This is a genomic window from Streptomyces sp. MAR4 CNX-425 (assembly GCF_048656465.1).
Taxonomy (GTDB): Bacteria; Actinomycetota; Actinomycetes; order Streptomycetales; family Streptomycetaceae; genus Streptomyces.
The window spans coordinates 21,641-42,953 of the sequence record NZ_JBMDLF010000003.1 but is presented as its reverse complement, the minus strand read 5'-3'; the positions used below and the strand labels follow the sequence as shown (position 1 = coordinate 42,953).

The following is a 21,313-nucleotide window of genomic DNA, read 5'->3' as shown; positions in this document are numbered from 1 at the left end:
CCCGCGCCGCTCCCGCCGCGGCCGCTACCGCGGCCTCCGCGAGCAGCTTCTGCATCCGCGAGACGCCCTCGACCAGGTCCTCGTCGCCCAGCGCGTACGACAGCCGCAGGTACCCGGGTGTGCCGAACGCCTCGCCCGGCACCACCGCGACCTCGGCCTCCTCCAGGATCACCCCGGCCAGCTCCACCGAGTCCGCCGGGCGCCGGCCGCGGATCTCCTTACCGAGAAGCCCCTTCACCGACGGGTACGCGTAGAACGCGCCCTCCGGCTCCGGGCACTCCACTCCCTCGATCTCGTTCAGCATCCGCACGATCGTCCGGCGCCGCCGGTCGAACGCCTCGCGCATCTTCGCCACCGCGTCCAGGTCGCCCGAGACGGCCGCCAGCGCGGCGGCCTGGGAGATGTTGGAGACGTTCGACGTGGCGTGCGACTGCAGGTTCGTCGCGGCCTTGACGACGTCCTTCGGGCCGATCACCCAGCCGACCCGCCAGCCGGTCATCGCGTACGTCTTGGCCACGCCGTTGACCACGACGCACCGGTCGCGCAGCTCGGGCACGACCACCGGCAGCGAGTGGAACTCGGCGGTGCCGTACACCAGGTGCTCGTAGATCTCGTCCGTCAGCACCCACAGCCCGTGCTCCGCCGCCCAGCGGCCGATCGCCTCGACCTGCTCGCGGGAGTAGACCGCGCCGGTCGGGTTGGACGGGGAGACGAAGAGCAGCACCTTCGTGCGCGGGGTGCGTACGGCCTCCAGCTGCTCGACGGACACCCGGTAGCCGGTGGTCTCGTCGGCGACGACGTCGACGGGCACGCCGCCGGCCAGCCGGATCGACTCCGGGTAGGTGGTCCAGTACGGCGTGGGGACGACGACCTCGTCGCCCGGGTCGAGCAGGGCGGCGAACGCCTCGTAGATCGCCTGCTTGCCGCCGTTGGTGACGAGCACCTGGGCCGGCTCCACCTCGTAGCCCGAGTCGCGCGCGGTCTTCGCGGCGATCGCGGACTTCAGCTCGGGCAGCCCGCCGGCGGGCGTGTAGCGGTGGTACGTCGGGTTGGTGCACGCTGCGATCGCGGCCTCGACGATGTAGTCGGGCGTCGGGAAGTCGGGCTCGCCGGCGCCGAAGCCGATCACCGGGCGGCCGGCGGCCTTGAGGGCCTTGGCCTTGGCGTCCACGGCGAGCGTCGCGGACTCCGAGATAGCGCCGACGCGGGCCGACACCCGGCGTTCGGTCGGGGACTGGGGTGCGGAGTTTGCAGCGGTCATGGCGCCCATCGTTCCAGACCGGCGGGGGCGGCGGCACACGGGTCGCACCGCTCGTCCGCGGGGCGCGCGGCGTACTCGTTCGACGGCGGGGCGTGAAACCCGTACACTCATGGACCGTGCCAGCCCAGGTGCAGATCTTGCACGCGCCCGTGAAGGCCCTGCAAGAATGCGTTAGGTTGGGATGACACAAAGGGTCGTAGCTCAATTGGAAGAGCACTGGTCTCCAAAACCAGCGGTTGGGGGTTCAAGTCCCTCCGGCCCTGCTACGCGCATCTCCTCAGGAGGTGCGTACGCAGTTCACAGCAACCCCGCCGTGCGGCTCCACCGGGCGCGGCAGGTCAACGACCCGGGATCCAGGTGAGGACGAGTGACGGAAGCTCCCACCGCGACGCCTGACCGCCCCGAAGGCGACGCGCGACCCGCTCGCCGCGGCGGCAAGCGCGGCCGGAAGGGCCCGTTCGCCCGCCTGGGGCTCTTCTACCGGCAGATCGTCGCGGAGCTGCGCAAGGTCGTCTGGCCGACGCGCAACCAGCTGACGACGTACACGACCGTCGTGATCATCTTCGTGGTGGTCATGATCGGCATCGTGACGGTGATCGACTTCGGGTTCACCGAACTCATGCAGTACGTCTTCGGCTGACCGATTCGCGTACGCCGCCCCGTAAGGTACGTAAGGTAGGCGACTGCATGTGCACATCCCCTTTTGAACCAGGAAGAAGCAGCTACCGTGTCTGACCCGAACCTGAACGACGCAGTCGCGACCGACGAGGTTGCCGGCGCCACGGGGGCAGAGCCTGCCGAGAGTGCCCCTGCCGGGCAGGTGGAGGACGCCGCGGTCACCGGGGCCGACGAGGACGTCGAGGACATCGAGATCACGGAAGCCGCCGAGGACGCCGAGGCCGGGGGCGCGGCGGACGACGACGCACCGGAGGCGGCCGCGGACGAGGCTGCGGAAGACGAGGCCACGGAGGACGAGGCCACCGAGGACGAGGTCGCGGAGGACGCGGCCGCGGAGGACGAGGCCGTCGACCCCGTCGAGGCGCTGCGCCAGGAGCTGCGCGGCCTGCCCGGCGAGTGGTACGTGATCCACACCTACGCGGGCTACGAGAAGCGGGTCAAGGCCAACCTCGAACAGCGCGCGGTCTCCCTGAACGTCGAGGACTTCATCTACCAGGCCGAGGTGCCCGAGGAAGAGGTCGTCCAGATCAAGAACGGCGAGCGCAGGAACGTCCGGCAGAACAAGCTCCCGGGCTACGTCCTGGTGCGGATGGACCTGACGAACGAGTCGTGGGGCGTCGTGCGCAACACCCCGGGCGTCACCGGCTTCGTCGGCAACGCCTACGACCCGTACCCGCTGACGCTCGACGAGATCGTCCGCATGCTCGCCCCGGAGGCCGAGGAGAAGGCCGCCCGCGAGGCCGCCGAGGCCGAGGGCAAGCCGGCGCCGTCCCGCCAGGTCGAGGTGCAGGTGCTCGACTTCGCCGTGGGCGACTCGGTCACCGTCACCGACGGCCCGTTCGCGACGCTGCAGGCGACCATCAACGAGATCAACGCGGACTCGAAGAAGGTCAAGGGCCTGGTGGAGATCTTCGGCCGGGAGACCCCGGTCGAGCTGAGCTTCGACCAGATCCAGAAGAACGACTGACGGCGGCGCGCCCGGCCCGCCCCGTACGCTTCCGACCAGGTCAGACGGCTTCGCAGCCGCTCTGACCTGCTCGGTTTCAGGACTCGTACCCGATACGGCTATCGTGGTGCGGTATGCCTCCGTCCGGGAGACGGCCAATCACCGGATCGAGGCGCAAACCTCTCATTCAAGGACCCGGAGAGACATGCCTCCCAAGAAGAAGAAGGTCACGGGGCTGATCAAGCTCCAGATCCAGGCCGGTGCCGCGAACCCGGCCCCGCCGGTCGGCCCCGCGCTGGGCCAGCACGGCGTGAACATCATGGAGTTCTGCAAGGCCTACAACGCCGCCACCGAGTCGCAGCGCGGCTGGGTGATCCCGGTGGAGATCACGGTCTACGAGGACCGCTCGTTCACCTTCATCACCAAGACGCCGCCGGCCGCGAAGATGATCCTCAAGGCCGCGGGCGTGGAGAAGGGCTCCGGCGAGCCGCACAAGACCAAGGTCGCGAAGATCACCCGCGACCAGGTCCGCGAGATCGCCACCACCAAGATGTCCGACCTCAACGCCAACGACCTGGACGCCGCCGAGAAGATCATCGCCGGCACCGCCCGCTCGATGGGCGTCACGGTCGAGGGCTGACGGCCCCGCGGCACCACCTGTGGCAGGGCCGTGCGCCGGCCCGGACCACGACTCCGTACCGACACATCAGGAGCAGCAGTGAAGCGCAGCAAGGCACTCCGCGGCGGCGACGCCAAGGTCGACCGCACGCGGCAGTACGCACCCCTGGAGGCCGTCCGCCTCGCCAAGGAGACGTCCACGACGAAGTTCGACGGCACCGTCGAGGTCGCCATGCGCCTGGGCATCGACCCGCGCAAGGCCGACCAGATGGTCCGCGGCACCGTGAACCTCCCGCACGGCACCGGCAAGACCGCCCGGGTCCTGGTCTTCGCGACCGGTGACCGTGCAGCGGCGGCGGAGGCCGCGGGCACCGACATCGTCGGCGCCGACGAGCTGATCGAGGAGGTGCAGAAGGGCCGCCTCGACTTCGACGCGGTCGTCGCCACCCCGGACCTCATGGGCAAGGTCGGCCGCCTCGGCCGGGTCCTCGGCCCGCGCGGTCTGATGCCGAACCCGAAGACCGGCACGGTCACGCCCGACGTGGCCAAGGCCGTGACCGAGATCAAGGGCGGCAAGATCGAGTTCCGTACGGACAAGCACTCCAACCTGCACTTCATCATCGGCAAGACCTCGTTCGACGAGCAGAAGCTGGTGGAGAACTACAGCGCGGCGCTGGAGGAGGTCCTGCGGCTCAAGCCGTCGGCCGCCAAGGGCCGTTACATCAAGAAGACCACGATCACCACGACGATGGGCCCCGGCATCCCGGTGGACCCCGCGCGGACGCGGAACCTCCTGACGGAGGACGCCGCGGTCTGACGCCGCGCGTCGGCGCGGTCCGGCGGGCGCCGCCCGTGCGACGATCGCGCATCGACTGTCACGACCAGGCAACGGGTCGGATCCGAACCCCCATGGGGAACCGGATCCGGCCCGTTTCTCGTGTTGACTGGCCGTACGGGCAGAACACCTGCCCGGCGAACGACTGACCCACGAGGGGGCGGGGATTCTCATGCACACGACCGTGAAGCGCGCAGGTGTCTCGCTGGGGGCTGCGCTGCTGCTCGCATTCGCGGCGGCCTGCGGGTCCGACTCCGGCGGCGACGGCGGTTCCGGCGGCGGGGGCACGGACGGCGGCGGGAACGGCGGCGGCGGTGGCGGCGTCGTTGAGGGCGCCCAGGCCGCGCTGCTGGCGGTCGACGAGAAGACCACGGGCGCGGAGTCGTCGAAGTTCGAGAGCACCGTGGTCATGGGCGACGCGATGACCACCGAGAACGAGGGCGAACTCGACTGGGCCGACGGCGCGATCGGCACCGCCACCGTCGAGTACACCGACGGCCAGATGGCTTCGTCGATTCAGCTGATGGACGACGACGGCACGCTGGACGCGCGCTACCTGCCGGACGCGTACTACGCGGGCGTGGAGGGCGCGTTCCAGACGCAGTACCCGGGCAAGAAGTGGATCCGCTACGACTACGACGACATGGCCGAGCTCATGGGCCCGTCCGGGGCGTACATGAAGGACCAGATGCAGAACAGCACCCCGGGGCAGGCCGTGAAGCTGCTGCTGGCCTCCGAGGACGTCGAGGAGGTCGGCAAGGAGGAGGTGCGCGGCGTCCAGACCACGCACTACTCCGGCACGGTGAACGTCGCCGACCTGGCCCGCGCGTCGTCCAAGACGATGAGCGAGGAAGAGCTGTCGGACCTGGAGGACCAGCTGGAGGCGTCCGGCATCACGACGCAGACCGTCGACATCTGGGTGGACGAGAACGACCTCATGATCAAGCGTGAGGAGTCCGGCGAGATGACGGGCGGCGAGTTCAGCTCCACCGTCTACTACTCGGACTACGGCACCGAGGTCGAGGTCGAGGAGCCCTCGGCGGCGGAGAGCATCGACTTCACCGAGGTCCGGTAGCCGCCGGCCCGCCCGCGCGGCGCCTCCGGGCGGGATCGCGGGGCTCCGCCGCCGGCGGCCTCCGGTCCCGGCCGCCGCCCGGATCCACCCCATCTCGCCCGAGGCACTAGCGTGTTGCCCCGCCATATGCCGGGACATGCGTGCCCGGAGGGAAAGGATCATGATGCGCTCGACGTTCGTACGGGGCGGTGCCGCGCTCGGCGCGGCCGCCCTCGCCCTGACCGCCTTCACGGCCTGCTCCGACGACGGGGGAGACGGCAAGGCGGACGGCAAGAAGGGCGGGAACGCCGGTCAGCCGGTGGACGTCACGCCCGCCGCCGCCGTCCGTAAGGCCACGGACAACGCGGAGGAGCTGACGTCCCTGGAGTACCGGATCGACGGCACGGTCCCCGGTGAGGGCGCCATGAAGGGCTCCGGGGCGATGAGCATGGACCCGCCTGCCCTGCGGATGAAGATGACGACGGACGGGGCGACCGCCGACGAGGACGGCAGCATGGAGATACGCGTCGTCGACGACATCACGTACATGAAGGTCGACTCGGCGTCCGCCGGCGGCATGGGCGGCAAGTCCTGGATCAAGCTCGGCTCGGCCTCGGACGACGAGGAGCCGATGCTGGACCTGGGCCAGTCGGAGGACAACCCCGCCGACCAAGCCCAGATGATGACCGCGGCCGAGGACCTGGAGCGGGTCGGCGAGGAGGAGATCGAGGGGGTCGGGACCACCCACTACACCGGCACCGTCACCCTCGACGACCTCCGCGCACAGCTGAAGGGCGAGGACGCGGAGACGAAGAAGCAACGCCGGGAGAACATCGACGAGATGGCGGAGCTCGGTGTCGACGAGCTCACCCTGGACATGTGGATCGACGGCGAGGACCACACCAGGCAGTTCCGCATGCAGGCCGAGACGAAGGAGGGTCCGATGGACAGCACCATGACCTTCCTGAGCTACAACGAGCCCGTGACAGTGAAGGCCCCGCCGGCGTCCGAGGTCATGGACATGGACGAGGCGATGCAGGAGACGCCCCCCGACGCGTAAGCCGGACCAGGCGGTACGTACGGCCCGGCCGTCCCGGGGGCGATTTGCCCGTGGGGCGGCCGCTGCCGTACGCTTCCTCCTCGTAGCCAAAGACCGCTGGCCGTCGCCGTACGCCCGCAAGGGGGTGCGGTGGCCGAAGGTTCCGCGTACGCCGCGGACGGCCCGCGCAGGTGAATGAGGCAGATCCTCCCGCCGGGCCCCGAGCCCGTGCGGTCGAGTCACGCCCCGTGCGCCTGCGCCGGGGCGTTCGTCGTGTGCGGGGGCCTCGTGCATCCGAAGGGCGGTCCATCACCCGGAAGGAGGCTGAGGCACATGGCGACGCCGGACAAGGTCGATGCCGTCAAGGAGATCACGGACAAGCTCCGTAACTCCCACGCGGCCGTCGTGACCGCGTACACCGGACTGAGCGTGGCGCAGCTGAAGGACCTGCGCCGTTCTCTCGGCGGGAACGCGCAGTACCGAGTGGTGAAGAACACGCTCACCAAGATCGCGGCGAAGGAGGCCGGGCTCGACCAGCTGGACGAGCACCTCCAGGGCTCGACCGCGGTGGCCTTCGTGACCGGTGACCCGGTCGAGGCGGCCAAGGGGCTGCGTGACTTCGCCAAGGACAACCCCGCGCTGGTCATCAAGGGCGGTGTCCTCGACGGCAAGACCCTGACCGCCGCGGAGATCAACCAGCTCGCGGACCTGGAGTCCCGCGAGGTGCTGCTCGCCAAGCTGGCCGGCGGCATGAAGGCGTCCATGGCCAAGGCCGCGGCGACCTTCCAGGCCCCGCTGTCGAAGTTCGTCCGCACCGCGGACGCGCTGCGCGACAAGCGCGAGCAGGGCGGTGCCGGTACGCCGGATCCCGCCGACGCCGCGGAGTAGTCCGCGGCCTGGCGGGGGGCAGCGCGTACGCCCGCCGCACCGACGCATCAGCACAACCGGCACCAGCCGACTTAGTGGAAGGACCGCCACCATGGCGAAGCTCAGCCAGGACGACCTGCTCGCGCAGTTCGAAGAGATGACCCTCATCGAGCTCTCCGAGTTCGTCAAGAAGTTCGAGGAGAAGTTCGACGTCGAGGCCGCCGCCCCGGCCGCGGTCGTCGCCGCCCCGGGCGTCCCGGGCGCCCCGGCCGACGCCGAGCCGGAGAAGGACGAGTTCGACGTCGTCCTCACCGGTGCCGGCGAGAAGAAGATCCAGGTCATCAAGGTCGTGCGCGAGCTGACCTCGCTCGGCCTGAAGGAGGCCAAGGAGCTGGTCGACGGCACGCCGAAGGCCGTGCTGGAGAAGGTCAACAAGGAGGCCGCGGACAAGGCCAAGGAGTCCCTTGAGGGCGCCGGCGCCTCCGTCGAGGTCAAGTGACCCCGTCCCGGCCGGCCGGGGCGCTCTGAGCCCCGGCCGCCGGGCCTGACGGCCCCGCGGCCGTCGCGGTCACCGCCGAGGGCGATCACCCAGACGGGTGGTCGCCCTCGCTGCGTTGCCGGGCCCTCCGGCCGGAGCGCTTGCCCCGTGCGCGGCTGCGGGTATGGTGATCTTCACCGGCCGGGGCGCGCCGGCATGATCTCCCTGGGGCAGGGGGGCCTTGACGAACGGCCAGCGGCGCGCGATTCTCAGGTCGTCACATCGGTCCGTACTCCGAGGCATGGATCGGTGACGGAGTGGGAATGGCTTCAAGCGCGAAGGCATCCGGTACTCGGCATAACTTCAGGGGAGGCCCCACGCGAGGCGGGCGCTCCCCAGGCAGGGAGAGATCGAAGATTTGCTGGTCTCCAGCCTCCGCTGGACATCAGTGTGGCGAGTCGCTACACTGACCCTTTGCGCTGCCTGTTAACTGCCCCCTGCCCGTCACCAGGGGTCTGTCCAGAGCTCGTACGATCTTGAGAGACACGCTTTGACCTGGGCGTTTCTTCTCCGTGTGGGTTTTGGGACCGGTACGCGCGTAGTGAGTCCGAGCCCTCGGAAGGACCCCTCTTGGCCGCCTCGCGCACCGCCTCGACCGCTAGTATGAACAACGGCGCCAGCACCGCCCCGCTGCGCATCTCTTTCGCGAAGATCAAGGAGCCCCTCGAGGTTCCGAACCTTCTTGCGCTCCAGACCGAGAGCTTCGACTGGCTCCTCGGCAACGACGCCTGGAAGGCTCGTGTCGAGGAGGCCCTGGATCATGGACAGGACGTCCCCACCAAGTCCGGCCTCGAAGAGATCTTCGAGGAGATCTCCCCGATCGAGGACTTCTCCGGGTCGATGTCGCTGACCTTCCGCGACCACCGCTTCGAGCCTCCGAAGAACTCCATCGACGAGTGCAAGGAGCGCGACTTCACCTACGCCGCACCGCTCTTCGTCACCGCCGAGTTCACCAACAACGAGACCGGTGAGATCAAGTCCCAGACGGTCTTCATGGGCGACTTCCCGCTCATGACCGACAAGGGCACGTTCGTGATCAACGGCACCGAGCGTGTCGTGGTCTCGCAGCTCGTCCGGTCCCCGGGCGTCTACTTCGACTCCTCCATCGACAAGACCTCCGACAAGGACATCTTCTCCGTCAAGGTCATCCCCTCCCGGGGCGCCTGGCTGGAGATGGAGATCGACAAGCGCGACATGGTCGGTGTCCGCATCGACCGCAAGCGCAAGCAGTCGGTCACCGTGCTGCTCAAGGCGCTCGGCTGGACCAACGAGCAGATCCTTGAGGAGTTCGGCGAGTACGAGTCCATGCGCGCCACCCTGGAGAAGGACCACACCCAGGGGCAGGACGACGCGCTGCTCGACATCTACCGCAAGCTGCGTCCGGGCGAGCCGCCGACCAAGGAGGCCGCGCAGACGCTGCTGGAGAACCTCTACTTCAACCCCAAGCGCTACGACCTCGCCAAGGTCGGCCGCTACAAGATCAACAAGAAGCTGGGCGCCGCCGCGCCGCTGGACTCGGGCACGCTGACGGTCGAGGACGTCATCGCCTCGATCAAGTACCTGGTCAAGCTGCACGCCGGCGAGGTCGAGACGCTCGGGGACAACGGTCAGGCCGTGGTCGTCGAGACCGACGACATCGACCACTTCGGCAACCGCCGCATCCGCAACGTCGGCGAGCTGATCCAGAACCAGGTGCGTACGGGCCTCGCCCGCATGGAGCGCGTCGTGCGCGAGCGCATGACGACCCAGGACGTCGAGGCGATCACGCCGCAGACCCTGATCAACATCCGGCCGGTCGTCGCCTCCATCAAGGAGTTCTTCGGCACCAGCCAGCTGTCGCAGTTCATGGACCAGACGAACCCGCTGTCGGGCCTGACCCACAAGCGCCGGCTCAACGCGCTCGGCCCCGGCGGTCTGTCCCGTGAGCGGGCCGGCTTCGAGGTCCGCGACGTGCACCCGTCGCACTACGGCCGCATGTGCCCGATCGAGACGCCGGAAGGCCCGAACATCGGCCTCATCGGCTCGCTCGCCTCGTACGGCCGGGTCAACGCGTTCGGCTTCATCGAGACCCCGTACCGCAAGGTCGAGGGCGGCGTCGTCACCGACGACGTGGACTACCTGACGGCCGACGAGGAGGACCGCTTCGTCATCGCGCAGGCCAACGCGCCGCTGACGAACGACCTGCACTTCGCCGAGAACCGGGTCCTGGTCCGCCGCCGCGGCGGCGAGGTCGACTACATCCCCGGCGACGACGTCGACTACATGGACGTCTCGCCGCGCCAGATGGTGTCGGTCGCCACCGCGATGATCCCGTTCCTGGAGCACGACGACGCCAACCGCGCCCTCATGGGCTCGAACATGATGCGCCAGGCCGTGCCGCTGATCCGGGCCGAGGCCCCGCTGGTGGGCACCGGCATGGAGTACCGCTGCGCGGTCGACGCCGGCGACGTCATCAAGGCCGAGAAGGACGGCGTGGTCCAGGAGGTCTCCGCGGACTACGTCACCGTCGCCAACGACGACGGCACCTACACCACGTACCGCGTCAACAAGTTCCACCGCTCCAACCAGGGCACCTCCTTCAACCAGAAGGTGCTCGTGGACGAGGGCGCCCGCGTCATCGAGGGCCAGGTGCTCGCCGACGGCCCCTCGACCGACGAGGGCGAGATGGCGCTCGGCAAGAACCTCCTGGTGGCGTTCATGCCGTGGGAGGGCCACAACTACGAGGACGCCATCATCCTTAGCCAGCGCCTCGTGCAGGACGACGTCCTGTCCTCGATCCACATCGAGGAGCACGAGGTCGACGCCCGCGACACCAAGCTGGGCCCCGAGGAGATCACCCGGGACATCCCGAACGTCTCCGAGGAGGTCCTCGCCGACCTCGACGAGCGCGGCATCATCCGCATCGGCGCCGAGGTCGTCGCCGGCGACATCCTCGTCGGCAAGGTCACGCCCAAGGGCGAGACCGAGCTGACCCCGGAGGAGCGGCTGCTGCGCGCGATCTTCGGCGAGAAGGCCCGCGAGGTCCGCGACACGTCGCTGAAGGTGCCGCACGGCGAGACCGGCCGCGTCATCGGCGTCCGCGTCTTCGACCGCGAGGAGGGCGACGAGCTGCCGCCCGGCGTGAACCAGCTCGTCCGCGTCTACGTGGCCCAGAAGCGCAAGATCACCGACGGCGACAAGCTCGCCGGCCGGCACGGCAACAAGGGCGTCATCGCCAAGATCCTGCCGATCGAGGACATGCCGTTCATGGCGGACGGCACCCCGGTCGACATCATCCTCAACCCGCTCGGCGTGCCCTCCCGGATGAACCCGGGGCAGGTCCTGGAGATCCACCTGGGCTGGCTCGCCGCCCAGGGCTGGGACGTCTCCGGCATCCGCGAGGAGTGGGCCGAGCGGCTGCAGGGCATCGGCGCCGACCAGGTCGAGTCCGGTACGAACGTCGCGACCCCCGTCTTCGACGGCGCCCGCGAGGACGAGCTGGCCGGCCTGATCCAGAACACCCTGCCCAACCGCGACGGCAACCGCATGGTGCAGCCGTCGGGCAAGGCGCAGCTGTTCGACGGGCGCTCCGGCGAGCCGTTCCCGGACCCGATCTCCGTCGGGTACATGTACATCCTCAAGCTGCACCACCTCGTGGACGACAAGCTCCACGCCCGGTCCACCGGCCCGTACTCGATGATCACCCAGCAGCCGCTGGGCGGTAAGGCGCAGTTCGGCGGCCAGCGGTTCGGCGAGATGGAGGTGTGGGCCCTGGAGGCGTACGGCGCCGCGTACGCGCTGCAGGAACTCCTCACCATCAAGTCGGACGACGTCACCGGCCGCGTGAAGGTCTACGAGGCCATCGTCAAGGGCGAGAACATCCCCGAGCCGGGCATCCCCGAGTCCTTCAAGGTCCTCATCAAGGAGATGCAGTCCCTGTGCCTGAACGTGGAGGTCCTCTCCTCCGACGGCATGTCCATCGAGATGCGCGACACGGACGAGGACGTCTTCCGTGCCGCCGAAGAGCTTGGCATCGACCTGTCCCGGCGTGAGCCGAGCAGCGTCGAAGAGGTCTGACGGGTCCCGGAGCGGCTTCCCCCGAAGCCGCTCCGGCCCCCGCGACCCCGATCAGACCATTGACACACGACCCTGAGAGGGATTGACGAGAGTGCTCGACGTCAACTTCTTCGACGAGCTGCGGATCGGCCTGGCGACCGCGGACGACATCCGGACCTGGTCGCACGGCGAGGTCAAGAAGCCCGAGACCATCAACTACCGCACCCTCAAGCCCGAGAAGGACGGCCTCTTCTGCGAGAAGATCTTCGGCCCCACCCGGGACTGGGAGTGCTACTGCGGCAAGTACAAGCGCGTCCGCTTCAAGGGCATCATCTGTGAGCGCTGCGGCGTCGAGGTGACCCGCGCCAAGGTGCGCCGGGAGCGGATGGGCCACATCGAGCTGGCCGCGCCCGTCACGCACATCTGGTACTTCAAGGGCGTCCCGTCGCGCCTGGGCTACCTGCTCGACCTGGCTCCGAAGGACCTGGAGAAGGTCATCTACTTCGCCGCCTACATGATCACGTGGGTGGACGACGAGCGCCGCACGCGCGACCTGTCGTCGCTGGAGGCGCAGATCTCCGTCGAGCGCCAGCAGATCGAGCAGCGCCGCGACGGCGACCTGGAGGCCCGGGCCAAGAAGCAGGAGGCCGACCTGGCCGAGCTGGAGGCCGAGGGCGCCAAGGCCGACGTGCGCCGCAAGGTGCGCGAGGGCGGCGAGCGCGAGATGAAGCAGCTCCGCGACCGGGCCCAGCGCGAGCTGGACCGCCTGGACGAGGTGTGGAGCCGCTTCAAGAACCTCAAGGTGCAGGACCTGGAGGGCGACGAGCTGCTCTACCGCGAGCTGCGCGACCGCTTCGGCACGTACTTCCAGGGCGGCATGGGCGCCGCGGCGCTGCAGAAGCGCCTGGAGTCCTTCGACCTGGACGAGGAGGCGGAGAAGCTCCGCGAGATCATCCGCACCGGCAAGGGCCAGAAGAAGACCCGCGCCCTGAAGCGGCTGAAGGTCGTCTCCGCGTTCCAGCACACCCGCAACAGCCCCAACGGCATGGTGCTGGACTGCGTCCCGGTGATCCCGCCGGACCTGCGTCCGATGGTGCAGCTGGACGGCGGCCGCTTCGCGACCTCCGACCTGAACGACCTGTACCGCCGGGTCATCAACCGCAACAACCGGCTGAAGCGGCTTCTCGACCTCGGCGCGCCCGAGATCATCGTCAACAACGAGAAGCGCATGCTTCAGGAGGCCGTCGACGCGCTGTTCGACAACGGCCGCCGCGGCCGGCCGGTGACCGGCCCGGGCAACCGCCCGCTGAAGTCGCTGTCCGACATGCTCAAGGGCAAGCAGGGCCGCTTCCGGCAGAACCTGCTCGGCAAGCGCGTCGACTACTCGGCCCGCTCCGTCATCGTCGTCGGCCCGCAGCTGAAGCTGCACCAGTGCGGCCTGCCCAAGGCCATGGCGCTGGAGCTGTTCAAGCCGTTCGTGATGAAGCGCCTGGTGGACCTCAACCACGCGCAGAACATCAAGAGCGCCAAGCGGATGGTCGAGCGCGGCCGCACGGTCGTGTACGACGTGCTGGAAGAGGTCATCGCCGAGCACCCGGTGCTGCTGAACCGGGCGCCGACGCTGCACCGCCTCGGCATCCAGGCGTTCGAGCCGCAGCTGGTCGAGGGCAAGGCCATCCAGATCCACCCGCTCGTCTGCACCGCGTTCAACGCGGACTTCGACGGCGACCAGATGGCCGTGCACCTGCCGCTGTCCGCGGAGGCGCAGGCCGAGGCCCGCATCCTCATGCTGTCCTCGAACAACATCCTCAAGCCGGCCGACGGCCGGCCGGTGACCATGCCCACGCAGGACATGGTGCTCGGGCTGTTCTTCCTCACCACCGACGAGATCGAGGGTGAGAAGAAGGGCGAGGGCCGCTCGTTCGCCTCGGTCGCCGAGGCGATCATGGCCTTCGACGCCGGCGAGCTGTCCCTCCAGGCGAACGTCGACATCCGCTTCCCGGTCGGCTCCGTGCCGCCGCGCGGCTGGACGCCGCCGGAGCCGGAGGGCGAGACCGCGACCGACGCGGACTGGCAGCCGGGCGACCCGTTCCGGCTGCGTACGACGCTGGGCCGGGCGCTCTTCAACGAGCTGCTGCCCGAGGACTACCCGTTCATCCACTACACCGTCGGCAAGAAGCAGCTCTCCGAGATCGTCAACGACCTCGCCGAGCGCTACCCGAAGGTCCTCGTCGCGCAGACCCTCGACAACCTGAAGTCCGCGGGCTTCTACTGGGCCACCCACTCCGGCGTCACCATCGCCATCTCGGACGTCGTCGTCCCGGAGGCGAAGAAGGACATCATCGCCGGGTACGAGGCCCAGGACGAGAAGGTCCAGAAGCAGTACGAGCGCGGCCTGATCACCAAGGACGAGCGCACCCAGGAACTGATCGCGATCTGGACCAAGGCGACGAACGAGGTCGCCGAGGCCATGAACGAGAACTTCCCGAAGACCAACCCGATCTTCATGATGGTCAACTCGGGCGCGCGCGGAAACATGATGCAGATGCGCCAGATCGCGGGCATGCGCGGCCTGGTGTCCAACGCCAAGAACGAGACCATCCCGCGGCCGATCAAGTCCTCGTTCCGCGAGGGCCTGTCCGTCCTGGAGTACTTCATCTCCACGCACGGCGCCCGCAAGGGTCTCGCCGACACCGCGCTGCGCACCGCCGACTCCGGGTACCTGACCCGGCGCCTGGTGGACGTCTCGCAGGACGTGATCATCCGCGAGGAGGACTGCGGCACCGACCGCGGCCTCAAGCTGAAGATCGCGACGCCCGGCACCGACGGCGTTCTCCGTAAGGAGGAGGACGCCGAGACCTCGGTGTACGCGCGCTGCCTCGCCGAGGACATCGTCGTCGACGGCAAGGTGCTGGCCCCCGCCGGCACCGACCTGGGCGACGTGCTCATCGACGAGCTGATCCGGCACGGCGTCGCGACGGTCAAGACCCGCTCGGTGCTCACCTGCGAGTCCGCCGTCGGCACCTGCGCCATGTGCTACGGCCGCTCGCTGGCCACCGGCAAGCTGGTGGACATCGGCGAGGCCGTGGGCATCATCGCCGCCCAGTCCATCGGTGAGCCCGGCACCCAGCTGACGATGCGCACCTTCCACACCGGCGGTGTGGCGGGTGAGGACATCACCCAGGGTCTGCCGCGTGTCGTCGAGCTCTTCGAGGCCCGTACGCCCAAGGGCGTGGCGCCGATCTCGGAGGCCGCGGGCCGGGTGCGGATCGAGGAGACGGAGAAGACCAAGAAGGTCGTCGTCACCCCCGACGACGGTTCCGACGAGGTCGCGTACGGCGTGTCCAAGCGGGCCCGGCTCACCGCCGGCGACGGCGACCACGTCCAGGTCGGCCAGAAGCTGACCGTGGGCACCGAGAACCCGCACGACGTGCTGCGCATCCTCGGCCAGCGGGCCGTGCAGGTCCACCTGGTCGCCGAGGTCCAGAAGGTCTACAACAGCCAGGGCGTGTCCATCCACGACAAGCACATCGAGATCATCATCCGGCAGATGCTGCGCCGGGTGACGATCATCGAGTCCGGTGACGCGGAGCTGCTGCCGGGCGAGCTGGTCGAGCGCTCGAAGTTCGAGGGCGAGAACCGCCGCGTGGTGGCGGAGGGCGGTCACCCGGCCTCCGGCCGTCCGCAGCTGATGGGCATCACGAAGGCGTCGCTGGCCACCGAGTCGTGGCTGTCGGCGGCGTCGTTCCAGGAGACGACCCGGGTGCTGACCGACGCGGCGATCAACGCCAAGTCGGACTCCCTGATCGGCCTCAAGGAGAACGTGATCATCGGCAAGCTGATCCCGGCCGGTACGGGCCTGTCCCGCTACCGCAACATCCGGGTGGAGCCCACCGAGGAGGCCAAGGCCGCGATGTACTCGACCGTCGGCTACGACGACATCGACTACTCGCCCTTCGGTACCGGCTCCGGCCAGGCGGTCCCGCTGGAGGACTACGACTACGGCCCGTACAACCAGTAAGGCGGGCCTTGCGGCACCGCACGGACCACAGGGCGGCTCTCCCGGCGGGAGAGCCGCCCTGCGGCGTTCCCCGGGGGGAGGAAAGCGGCCCACCGGGCTACCATGGAGGCGAACTTCACGGCCCCGCGCCGGAACTCCCCCGGCGTCCCGTGCGTCGAGCACAATAGAAAGCACGCGGTACCTGAGACCGCGGGTGGGGAGGTTCCTGAGTGTCCATGCAGCCGTGGGACCAAAGCCGGCCTCCGTCCATGCGTGCCTCGCACGCCGACCGGGAGCGGACCGTCGACGTGATCAAGGCGGGGTTCGCCGAGGGCAGGCTCACCCAGCCGGAGTACGAGCAGCGGATGTCGCGGGCGTACGAGGCGCAGACGTACGGCGAGCTGCACACGCTCATCTCGGATCTGCCGCAGGGCCCCATGGGCATCCCGGCGATGCCGGCCGTGGTGCCGCGCACGTTCCAGCCCGTCCCGGTGCTGCCGCCCCCGCGGAGCACGAACAGCTCGGCGGTCGGCGCGATGGTGTGCGGGGCGCTGGTGCCGGTGGTCGGGGTGACGTTCATCCCGGCGATCATCCTGGGGCACAAGGCGCGCGCGGAGATCCGCAGAACCGGTGAGCAGGGCGACGGGATGGCGCTCGCGGGCCTGGTCATCGGCTATCTGGCGCTCAGCTTCGTGGCCTTCATCGCGGTCATCGTGGCGGCCGTGGCCAGCAGCGGCGCATAAGGTTACCCGGGCCGGCCGTCCCTTATGTCTTTTTGTTTTGACCGGAGCGGGTTGCTGTAGGTACGCTCTGACCTTGTGCCTGGGGTGTCCCCGGGTCTTCGCGTGCGCGGGGGCGCTCCCGCGAAGGCGCCGAGGCTGTGACACCGAAGAGCTGCACTTCCCCGTGATTTTCGCGGGGACGTTCGGGGCTTGCGACACACCCGACCGCGTGGGTCGGGGGCCGGCCGGTCTTCACGGACAGAACCCCAGGTTAGAAGTATCGAGATCGGCACACAGAAACCGGAGAAACGGTGCCTACGATCCAGCAGCTGGTCCGCAAGGGCCGGCAGGACAAGGTCGAGAAGAACAAGACGCCCGCGCTTGAGGGTTCGCCCCAGCGCCGCGGCGTGTGCACGCGTGTGTTCACCACCACCCCGAAGAAGCCGAACTCGGCCCTGCGTAAGGTCGCGCGTGTGCGTCTGACCAGCGGGATCGAGGTCACCGCTTACATCCCGGGGGAGGGGCACAACCTGCAGGAGCACTCGATCGTGCTCGTGCGCGGTGGCCGTGTGAAGGACCTGCCGGGCGTTCGCTACAAGATCATCCGTGGTTCGCTCGACACCCAGGGTGTCAAGAACCGCAAGCAGGCCCGCAGCCGCTACGGCGCCAAGAAGGAGAAGTAAGCATGCCTCGTAAGGGCCCCGCCCCGAAGCGCCCGGTCATCATCGACCCGGTCTACAGCTCTCCTCTGGTGACCTCGCTGATCAACAAGGTCCTGCTGCACGGCAAGCGCTCCACCGCCGAGCGCATCGTCTACGGCGCCATGGAAGGGCTGCGCGAGAAGACCGGCAACGACCCGGTGATCACTCTGAAGCGCGCCCTGGAGAACGTCAAGCCGGCCATCGAGGTCAAGTCCCGCCGCGTCGGCGGTGCGACCTACCAGGTCCCGGTCGAGGTCAAGCCCGGCCGCTCGTCCACGCTCGCGCTGCGCTGGATCGTCGGTTACTCCCGCGCCCGCCGCGAGAAGACGATGACCGAGCGGCTGATGAACGAGCTGCTGGACGCCAGCAACGGCCTCGGCGCCTCCGTCAAGCGCCGCGAGGACACCCACAAGATGGCCGAGGCCAACAAGGCCTTCGCGCACTACCGCTGGTAGTCGAAAACCCCGTATTACGAGAGAGAAGACTGAGCCAACATGGCCACCACTTCGCTTGACCTGGCCAAGGTCCGCAACATCGGGATCATGGCCCACATCGACGCGGGCAAGACGACCACCACCGAGCGGATCCTGTACTACACCGGTGTCTCGTACAAGATCGGTGAGGTCCACGACGGCGCAGCCACGATGGACTGGATGGCGCAGGAGCAGGAGCGCGGCATCACGATCACGTCCGCCGCGACGACCTGCCACTGGCCGCTCGACGAGGTCGACCACACCATCAACATCATCGACACCCCGGGCCACGTCGACTTCACCATCGAGGTGGAGCGCTCGCTGCGCGTGCTCGACGGCGCGGTGACGGTGTTCGACGGCGTCGCCGGTGTCGAGCCGCAGTCCGAGACCGTGTGGCGCCAGGCCGACCGCTACGGCGTCCCGCGCATCTGCTTCGTCAACAAGCTGGACCGCACGGGCGCCGAGTTCCACCGCTGTGTCGACATGATCACCGACCGGCTGGGCGCGACCCCGCTGGTCATGCAGATCCCGATCGGCACCGAGGCGGACTTCCGGGGCGTCGTCGACCTGGTCCGGATGAAGGCGCTCGTCTGGTCGCCCGAGGCGAAGCTCGGCGAGGCGTACGACGTCGTCGACATCCCGGACACGCACCTCGAAGCGGCCGACGAGTGGCGCGGCACGCTGCTCGAAGCCGTCGCCGAGAACGACGAGGAGATGATGGAGCTGTACCTGGAGGGCGAGGAGCCCACCGAGGAGCAGCTCTACGCGGCCGTGCGCCGTATCACCATCAACTCCGGCAAGGGCGAGGGCACCACCGTCACCCCGGTGTTCTGCGGCACCGCGTTCAAGAACAAGGGCGTCCAGCCCCTGCTGGACGCGATCGTGCGCTACCTGCCGTCGCCGCTGGACGTCGAGGGCGTCGAGGGCCACGCCGTCGACAACCCCGACGAGGTCATCGTCCGCCGGCCTTCGGAGGAGGAGCCGCTCTCGGCGCTCGCCTTCAAGATCGCCAGCGACCCGCACCTGGGCAAGCTGACCTTCATCCGGGTCTACTCGGGCCGGCTGAACTCCGGCTCGCAGGTGCAGAACTCGGTCAAGGGCCGCAAGGAGCGCATCGGCAAGATCTACCGGATGCACGCCAACAAGCGCGAGGAGATCGAATCGGTGGGTGCCGGCGACATCGTCGCCGTCATGGGTCTGAAGCAGACCACCACCGGTGAGACCCTGAGCGACCCGGCGAGCCCGGTGATCCTGGAGTCGATGGACTTCCCGGCCCCGGTGATCGAGGTCGCCATCGAGCCGAAGTCGAAGGGCGACCAGGAGAAGCTGGGCGTCGCGATCCAGCGCCTCGCCGAGGAGGACCCGTCCTTCCGGGTCAAGACGGACGAGGAGACCGGTCAGACCATTATCTCGGGCATGGGCGAACTGCACTTGGACGTGCTGGTCGACCGCATGAAGCGCGAGTTCAAGGTCGAGGCGAACGTCGGTAAGCCGCAGGTGGCGTACCGCGAGACGGTTCGCCGGCAGGTCGCGAAGCACGAGTACACGCACAAGAAGCAGACCGGCGGCTCCGGCCAGTTCGCGCGCGTGATCATTGCGCTCGAACCGCTGGAGGGCGACGGCTACGAGTTCGTCAACGAGGTCACCGGCGGCCGTATCCCCAAGGAGTACATCCCCTCGGTGGACGCGGGCAGCCAGGAGGCCATGGAGTTCGGCATCCTCGCCGGCTACCCGCTGACGGGCGTGCGTGTGCGCCTGCTGGACGGTGCCTACCACGAGGTGGACTCGTCCGAGATGGCCTTCAAGATCGCCGGCTCGATGGCCTTCAAGGAGGCCGCCCGCAAGGCCGCACCGGTCCTGCTGGAGCCGATGATGAAGGTCGAGGTCACGACGCCCGAGGACTACATGGGCGACGTGATCGGCGACATCAACTCGCGCCGTGGGCAGATTCAGTCCATGGAGGACCGGGGCGGTGCCAAGCTGGTCACCGGTCTGGTCCCGCTGTCGGAGATGTTCGGCTACGTCGGCGACCTGCGCAGCAAGACGTCCGGCCGGGCGAGCTACTCCATGCAGTTCGACTCCTACGCCGAGGTTCCCAAGAACGTCGCCGAGGAGATCATCGCGAAGGCCAAGGGCGAGTGAAGCCGTAGGCTGTAGCAAACGGCATACGGGGCATACCGCCGCAGATCCCCCGGGAACTGCGGCGGGTCCCCCCGCCGCCGACCACAGTCGGACAGGTCAAGGGCGTCCCCCTAGGGGTCCTGACCGGTTCGGAACGACCACCTGAACCCCTCCGTAGAAGGCGGGGGGCGTACAGCACCAGTCCACAGGAGGACCCCAGTGGCGAAGGCGAAGTTCGAGCGGACTAAGCCGCACGTCAACATCGGCACCATCGGTCACATCGACCACGGCAAGACCACTCTTACCGCGGCGATCACCAAGGTGCTGCACGACGCCTACCCGGACCTGAACGAGGCTTCGGCCTTCGACATGATCGACAAGGCTCCGGAAGAGAAGCAGCGCGGTATTACGATCTCCATCGCGCACGTCGAGTACCAGACCGAGTCGCGGCACTACGCGCACGTCGACTGCCCCGGTCACGCGGACTACATCAAGAACATGATCACCGGTGCCGCCCAGATGGACGGCGCGATCCTCGTGGTCGCCGCCACCGACGGTCCGATGCCGCAGACCAAGGAGCACGTGCTGCTCGCCCGCCAGGTCGGCGTGCCGTACATCGTCGTCGCGCTGAACAAGGCCGACATGGTGGACGACGAGGAGATCATGGAGCTCGTCGAGCTTGAGGTCCGTGAGCTTCTCTCCGAGTACGAGTTCCCGGGCGACGACGTCCCGGTCGTCAAGGTCTCCGCGCTGAAGGCGCTGGAGGGCGACGCCGAGTGGGGCAAGACCGTCCTCGACCTGATGAAGGCCGTCGACGAGTCCATCCCCGAGCCGCAGCGGGAGATCGACAAGCCGTTCCTGATGCCGATCGAGGACGTGTTCACGATCACCGGTCGCGGCACCGTCGTCACCGGCCGCATCGAGCGCGGCATCCTCAAGGTGAACGAGGAAGTCGAGATCATCGGCATCAAGGAAGAGAAGACCAAGACCACGGTCACGGGCATCGAGATGTTCCGCAAGCTGCTGGACGAGGGCCAGGCCGGTGAGAACGTCGGCCTCCTCCTCCGCGGCATCAAGCGCGAGGACGTCGAGCGCGGCCAGGTCATCATCAAGCCGGGCACCGTCACCCCGCACACCGAGTTCGAGGCGACGGCGTACATCCTGTCGAAGGACGAGGGCGGTCGGCACACCCCGTTCTTCAACAACTACCGCCCGCAGTTCTACTTCCGCACCACCGACGTGACCGGCGTCGTGCACCTCCCCGAGGGCACGGAGATGGTCATGCCGGGCGACAACACCGACATGAAGGTGGAGCTGATCCAGCCCATCGCCATGGAGGAGGGCCTGAAGTTCGCCATCCGTGAGGGTGGCCGGACGGTGGGCGCCGGCCAGGTCACCAAGATCATCAAGTGACCTGACGGTAAG

15 protein-coding genes, 1 tRNA gene and 1 pseudogene are annotated in these 21,313 nt (G+C 68.5%); 16 read left to right on the top strand and 1 reads right to left on the bottom strand.

The genetic code is table 11. The annotated features are described in order from the left end of the window. Positions 1-31: 31 nt before the first annotated feature. Positions 32-1,261: pseudogene (locus tag ACHZ99_RS09805) on the bottom strand (pyridoxal phosphate-dependent aminotransferase); the annotation flags it as partial. 190 nt (positions 1,262-1,451) lie between these two features. Here ACHZ99_RS09805 and ACHZ99_RS09800 point away from each other — a divergent pair. The 16 genes from ACHZ99_RS09800 to tuf all read left to right on the top strand — a co-directional run bounded on the left by ACHZ99_RS09800 (position 1,452) and on the right by tuf (position 21,301). Beyond that, positions 1,452-1,524 (top strand) — tRNA-Trp (locus ACHZ99_RS09800). Positions 1,525-1,628: 104 nt separating this feature from the next. Then, positions 1,629-1,901 carry a preprotein translocase subunit SecE gene (gene secE / locus ACHZ99_RS09795; RefSeq protein ID WP_420304069.1) on the top strand — a complete coding sequence of 91 codons (273 nt, stop codon included), beginning with the start codon at positions 1,629-1,631 and terminating at the stop codon, positions 1,899-1,901. A gap of 87 nt (positions 1,902-1,988) precedes the next feature. Beyond that, the gene (gene nusG, locus ACHZ99_RS09790; protein WP_420304068.1) at positions 1,989-2,906 is read left to right on the top strand and encodes a transcription termination/antitermination protein NusG; all 918 of its coding nucleotides are present in this window, start codon (positions 1,989-1,991) and stop codon (positions 2,904-2,906) included. Between the two features lie 184 nt (positions 2,907-3,090). Continuing rightward, positions 3,091-3,525 carry a 50S ribosomal protein L11 gene (gene rplK, locus ACHZ99_RS09785; protein WP_420304067.1) on the top strand — a complete coding sequence of 145 codons (435 nt, stop codon included), beginning with the start codon at positions 3,091-3,093 and terminating at the stop codon, positions 3,523-3,525. Positions 3,526-3,603: 78 nt separating this feature from the next. Further along, the gene (gene rplA, locus ACHZ99_RS09780) at positions 3,604-4,320 is read left to right on the top strand and encodes a 50S ribosomal protein L1 (RefSeq protein WP_420304066.1); all 717 of its coding nucleotides are present in this window, start codon (positions 3,604-3,606) and stop codon (positions 4,318-4,320) included. A gap of 190 nt (positions 4,321-4,510) precedes the next feature. Beyond that, on the top strand, positions 4,511-5,413 hold the full coding sequence (locus tag ACHZ99_RS09775) for a hypothetical protein (RefSeq protein WP_420304065.1): 903 nt from the start codon (positions 4,511-4,513) through the stop codon (positions 5,411-5,413). Between the two features lie 160 nt (positions 5,414-5,573). Beyond that, positions 5,574-6,452 carry an LppX_LprAFG lipoprotein gene (locus tag ACHZ99_RS09770; protein WP_420304064.1) on the top strand — a complete coding sequence of 293 codons (879 nt, stop codon included), beginning with the start codon at positions 5,574-5,576 and terminating at the stop codon, positions 6,450-6,452. A 312-nt stretch (positions 6,453-6,764) separates the two neighbouring features. Beyond that, entirely contained in the window at positions 6,765-7,319 is a 555-nt protein-coding gene (rplJ, locus tag ACHZ99_RS09765) for a 50S ribosomal protein L10 (protein ID WP_420304063.1), read from the top strand. A gap of 91 nt (positions 7,320-7,410) precedes the next feature. Continuing rightward, positions 7,411-7,797, top strand: coding sequence for a 50S ribosomal protein L7/L12 (rplL, locus tag ACHZ99_RS09760; RefSeq protein WP_420304062.1), 387 nt, complete (start codon positions 7,411-7,413; stop codon positions 7,795-7,797). Between the two features lie 609 nt (positions 7,798-8,406). Next, positions 8,407-11,892 (top strand): DNA-directed RNA polymerase subunit beta, encoded by a 3,486-nt coding sequence (gene rpoB / locus ACHZ99_RS09755; protein WP_420304061.1) that lies wholly within the window; start codon positions 8,407-8,409, stop codon positions 11,890-11,892. Between the two features lie 91 nt (positions 11,893-11,983). Continuing rightward, positions 11,984-15,892 carry a DNA-directed RNA polymerase subunit beta' gene (locus tag ACHZ99_RS09750; protein ID WP_420304060.1) on the top strand — a complete coding sequence of 1,303 codons (3,909 nt, stop codon included), beginning with the start codon at positions 11,984-11,986 and terminating at the stop codon, positions 15,890-15,892. Positions 15,893-16,140: 248 nt separating this feature from the next. Further along, positions 16,141-16,614: a DUF1707 and DUF4190 domain-containing protein gene (locus ACHZ99_RS09745; protein WP_420304059.1), complete on the top strand. Its 474-nt coding sequence runs from the start codon at positions 16,141-16,143 to the stop codon at positions 16,612-16,614. Between the two features lie 290 nt (positions 16,615-16,904). After that, complete coding sequence (gene rpsL, locus ACHZ99_RS09740; RefSeq protein WP_003948652.1) at positions 16,905-17,276, top strand: 30S ribosomal protein S12; 372 nt, start codon at positions 16,905-16,907, stop codon at positions 17,274-17,276. Positions 17,277-17,278: 2 nt separating this feature from the next. Further along, positions 17,279-17,749, top strand: a complete 471-nt coding sequence (gene rpsG, locus ACHZ99_RS09735) for a 30S ribosomal protein S7 (RefSeq protein ID WP_027754781.1) — start codon at positions 17,279-17,281, stop codon at positions 17,747-17,749. Positions 17,750-17,788: 39 nt separating this feature from the next. Further along, positions 17,789-19,909, top strand: coding sequence for an elongation factor G (gene fusA, locus ACHZ99_RS09730; protein ID WP_420304058.1), 2,121 nt, complete (start codon positions 17,789-17,791; stop codon positions 19,907-19,909). 198 nt (positions 19,910-20,107) lie between these two features. Beyond that, a complete protein-coding gene (tuf, locus tag ACHZ99_RS09725; protein ID WP_420304057.1) occupies positions 20,108-21,301 on the top strand; it encodes an elongation factor Tu in 1,194 nt (397 codons plus the stop codon). Positions 21,302-21,313: the final 12 nt, after the last annotated feature.

Bases quoted from the DNA above. Each gene is read 5' to 3' on its own strand.
- rplK (WP_420304067.1), top strand. From the start codon at position 3,091: ATGCCTCCCAAGAAGAAGAAGGTCACGGGGCTGATCAAGCTCCAGATC.
- ACHZ99_RS09775 (WP_420304065.1), top strand. From the start codon at position 4,511: ATGCACACGACCGTGAAGCGCGCAGGTGTCTCGCTGGGGGCTGCGCTG.
- ACHZ99_RS09770 (WP_420304064.1), top strand. From the start codon at position 5,574: ATGATGCGCTCGACGTTCGTACGGGGCGGTGCCGCGCTCGGCGCGGCC.
- rplJ (WP_420304063.1), top strand. From the start codon at position 6,765: ATGGCGACGCCGGACAAGGTCGATGCCGTCAAGGAGATCACGGACAAG.
- rplL (WP_420304062.1), top strand. From the start codon at position 7,411: ATGGCGAAGCTCAGCCAGGACGACCTGCTCGCGCAGTTCGAAGAGATG.
- ACHZ99_RS09745 (WP_420304059.1), top strand. From the start codon at position 16,141: ATGCGTGCCTCGCACGCCGACCGGGAGCGGACCGTCGACGTGATCAAG.
- rpsG (WP_027754781.1), top strand. From the start codon at position 17,279: ATGCCTCGTAAGGGCCCCGCCCCGAAGCGCCCGGTCATCATCGACCCG.
- fusA (WP_420304058.1), top strand. From the start codon at position 17,789: ATGGCCACCACTTCGCTTGACCTGGCCAAGGTCCGCAACATCGGGATC.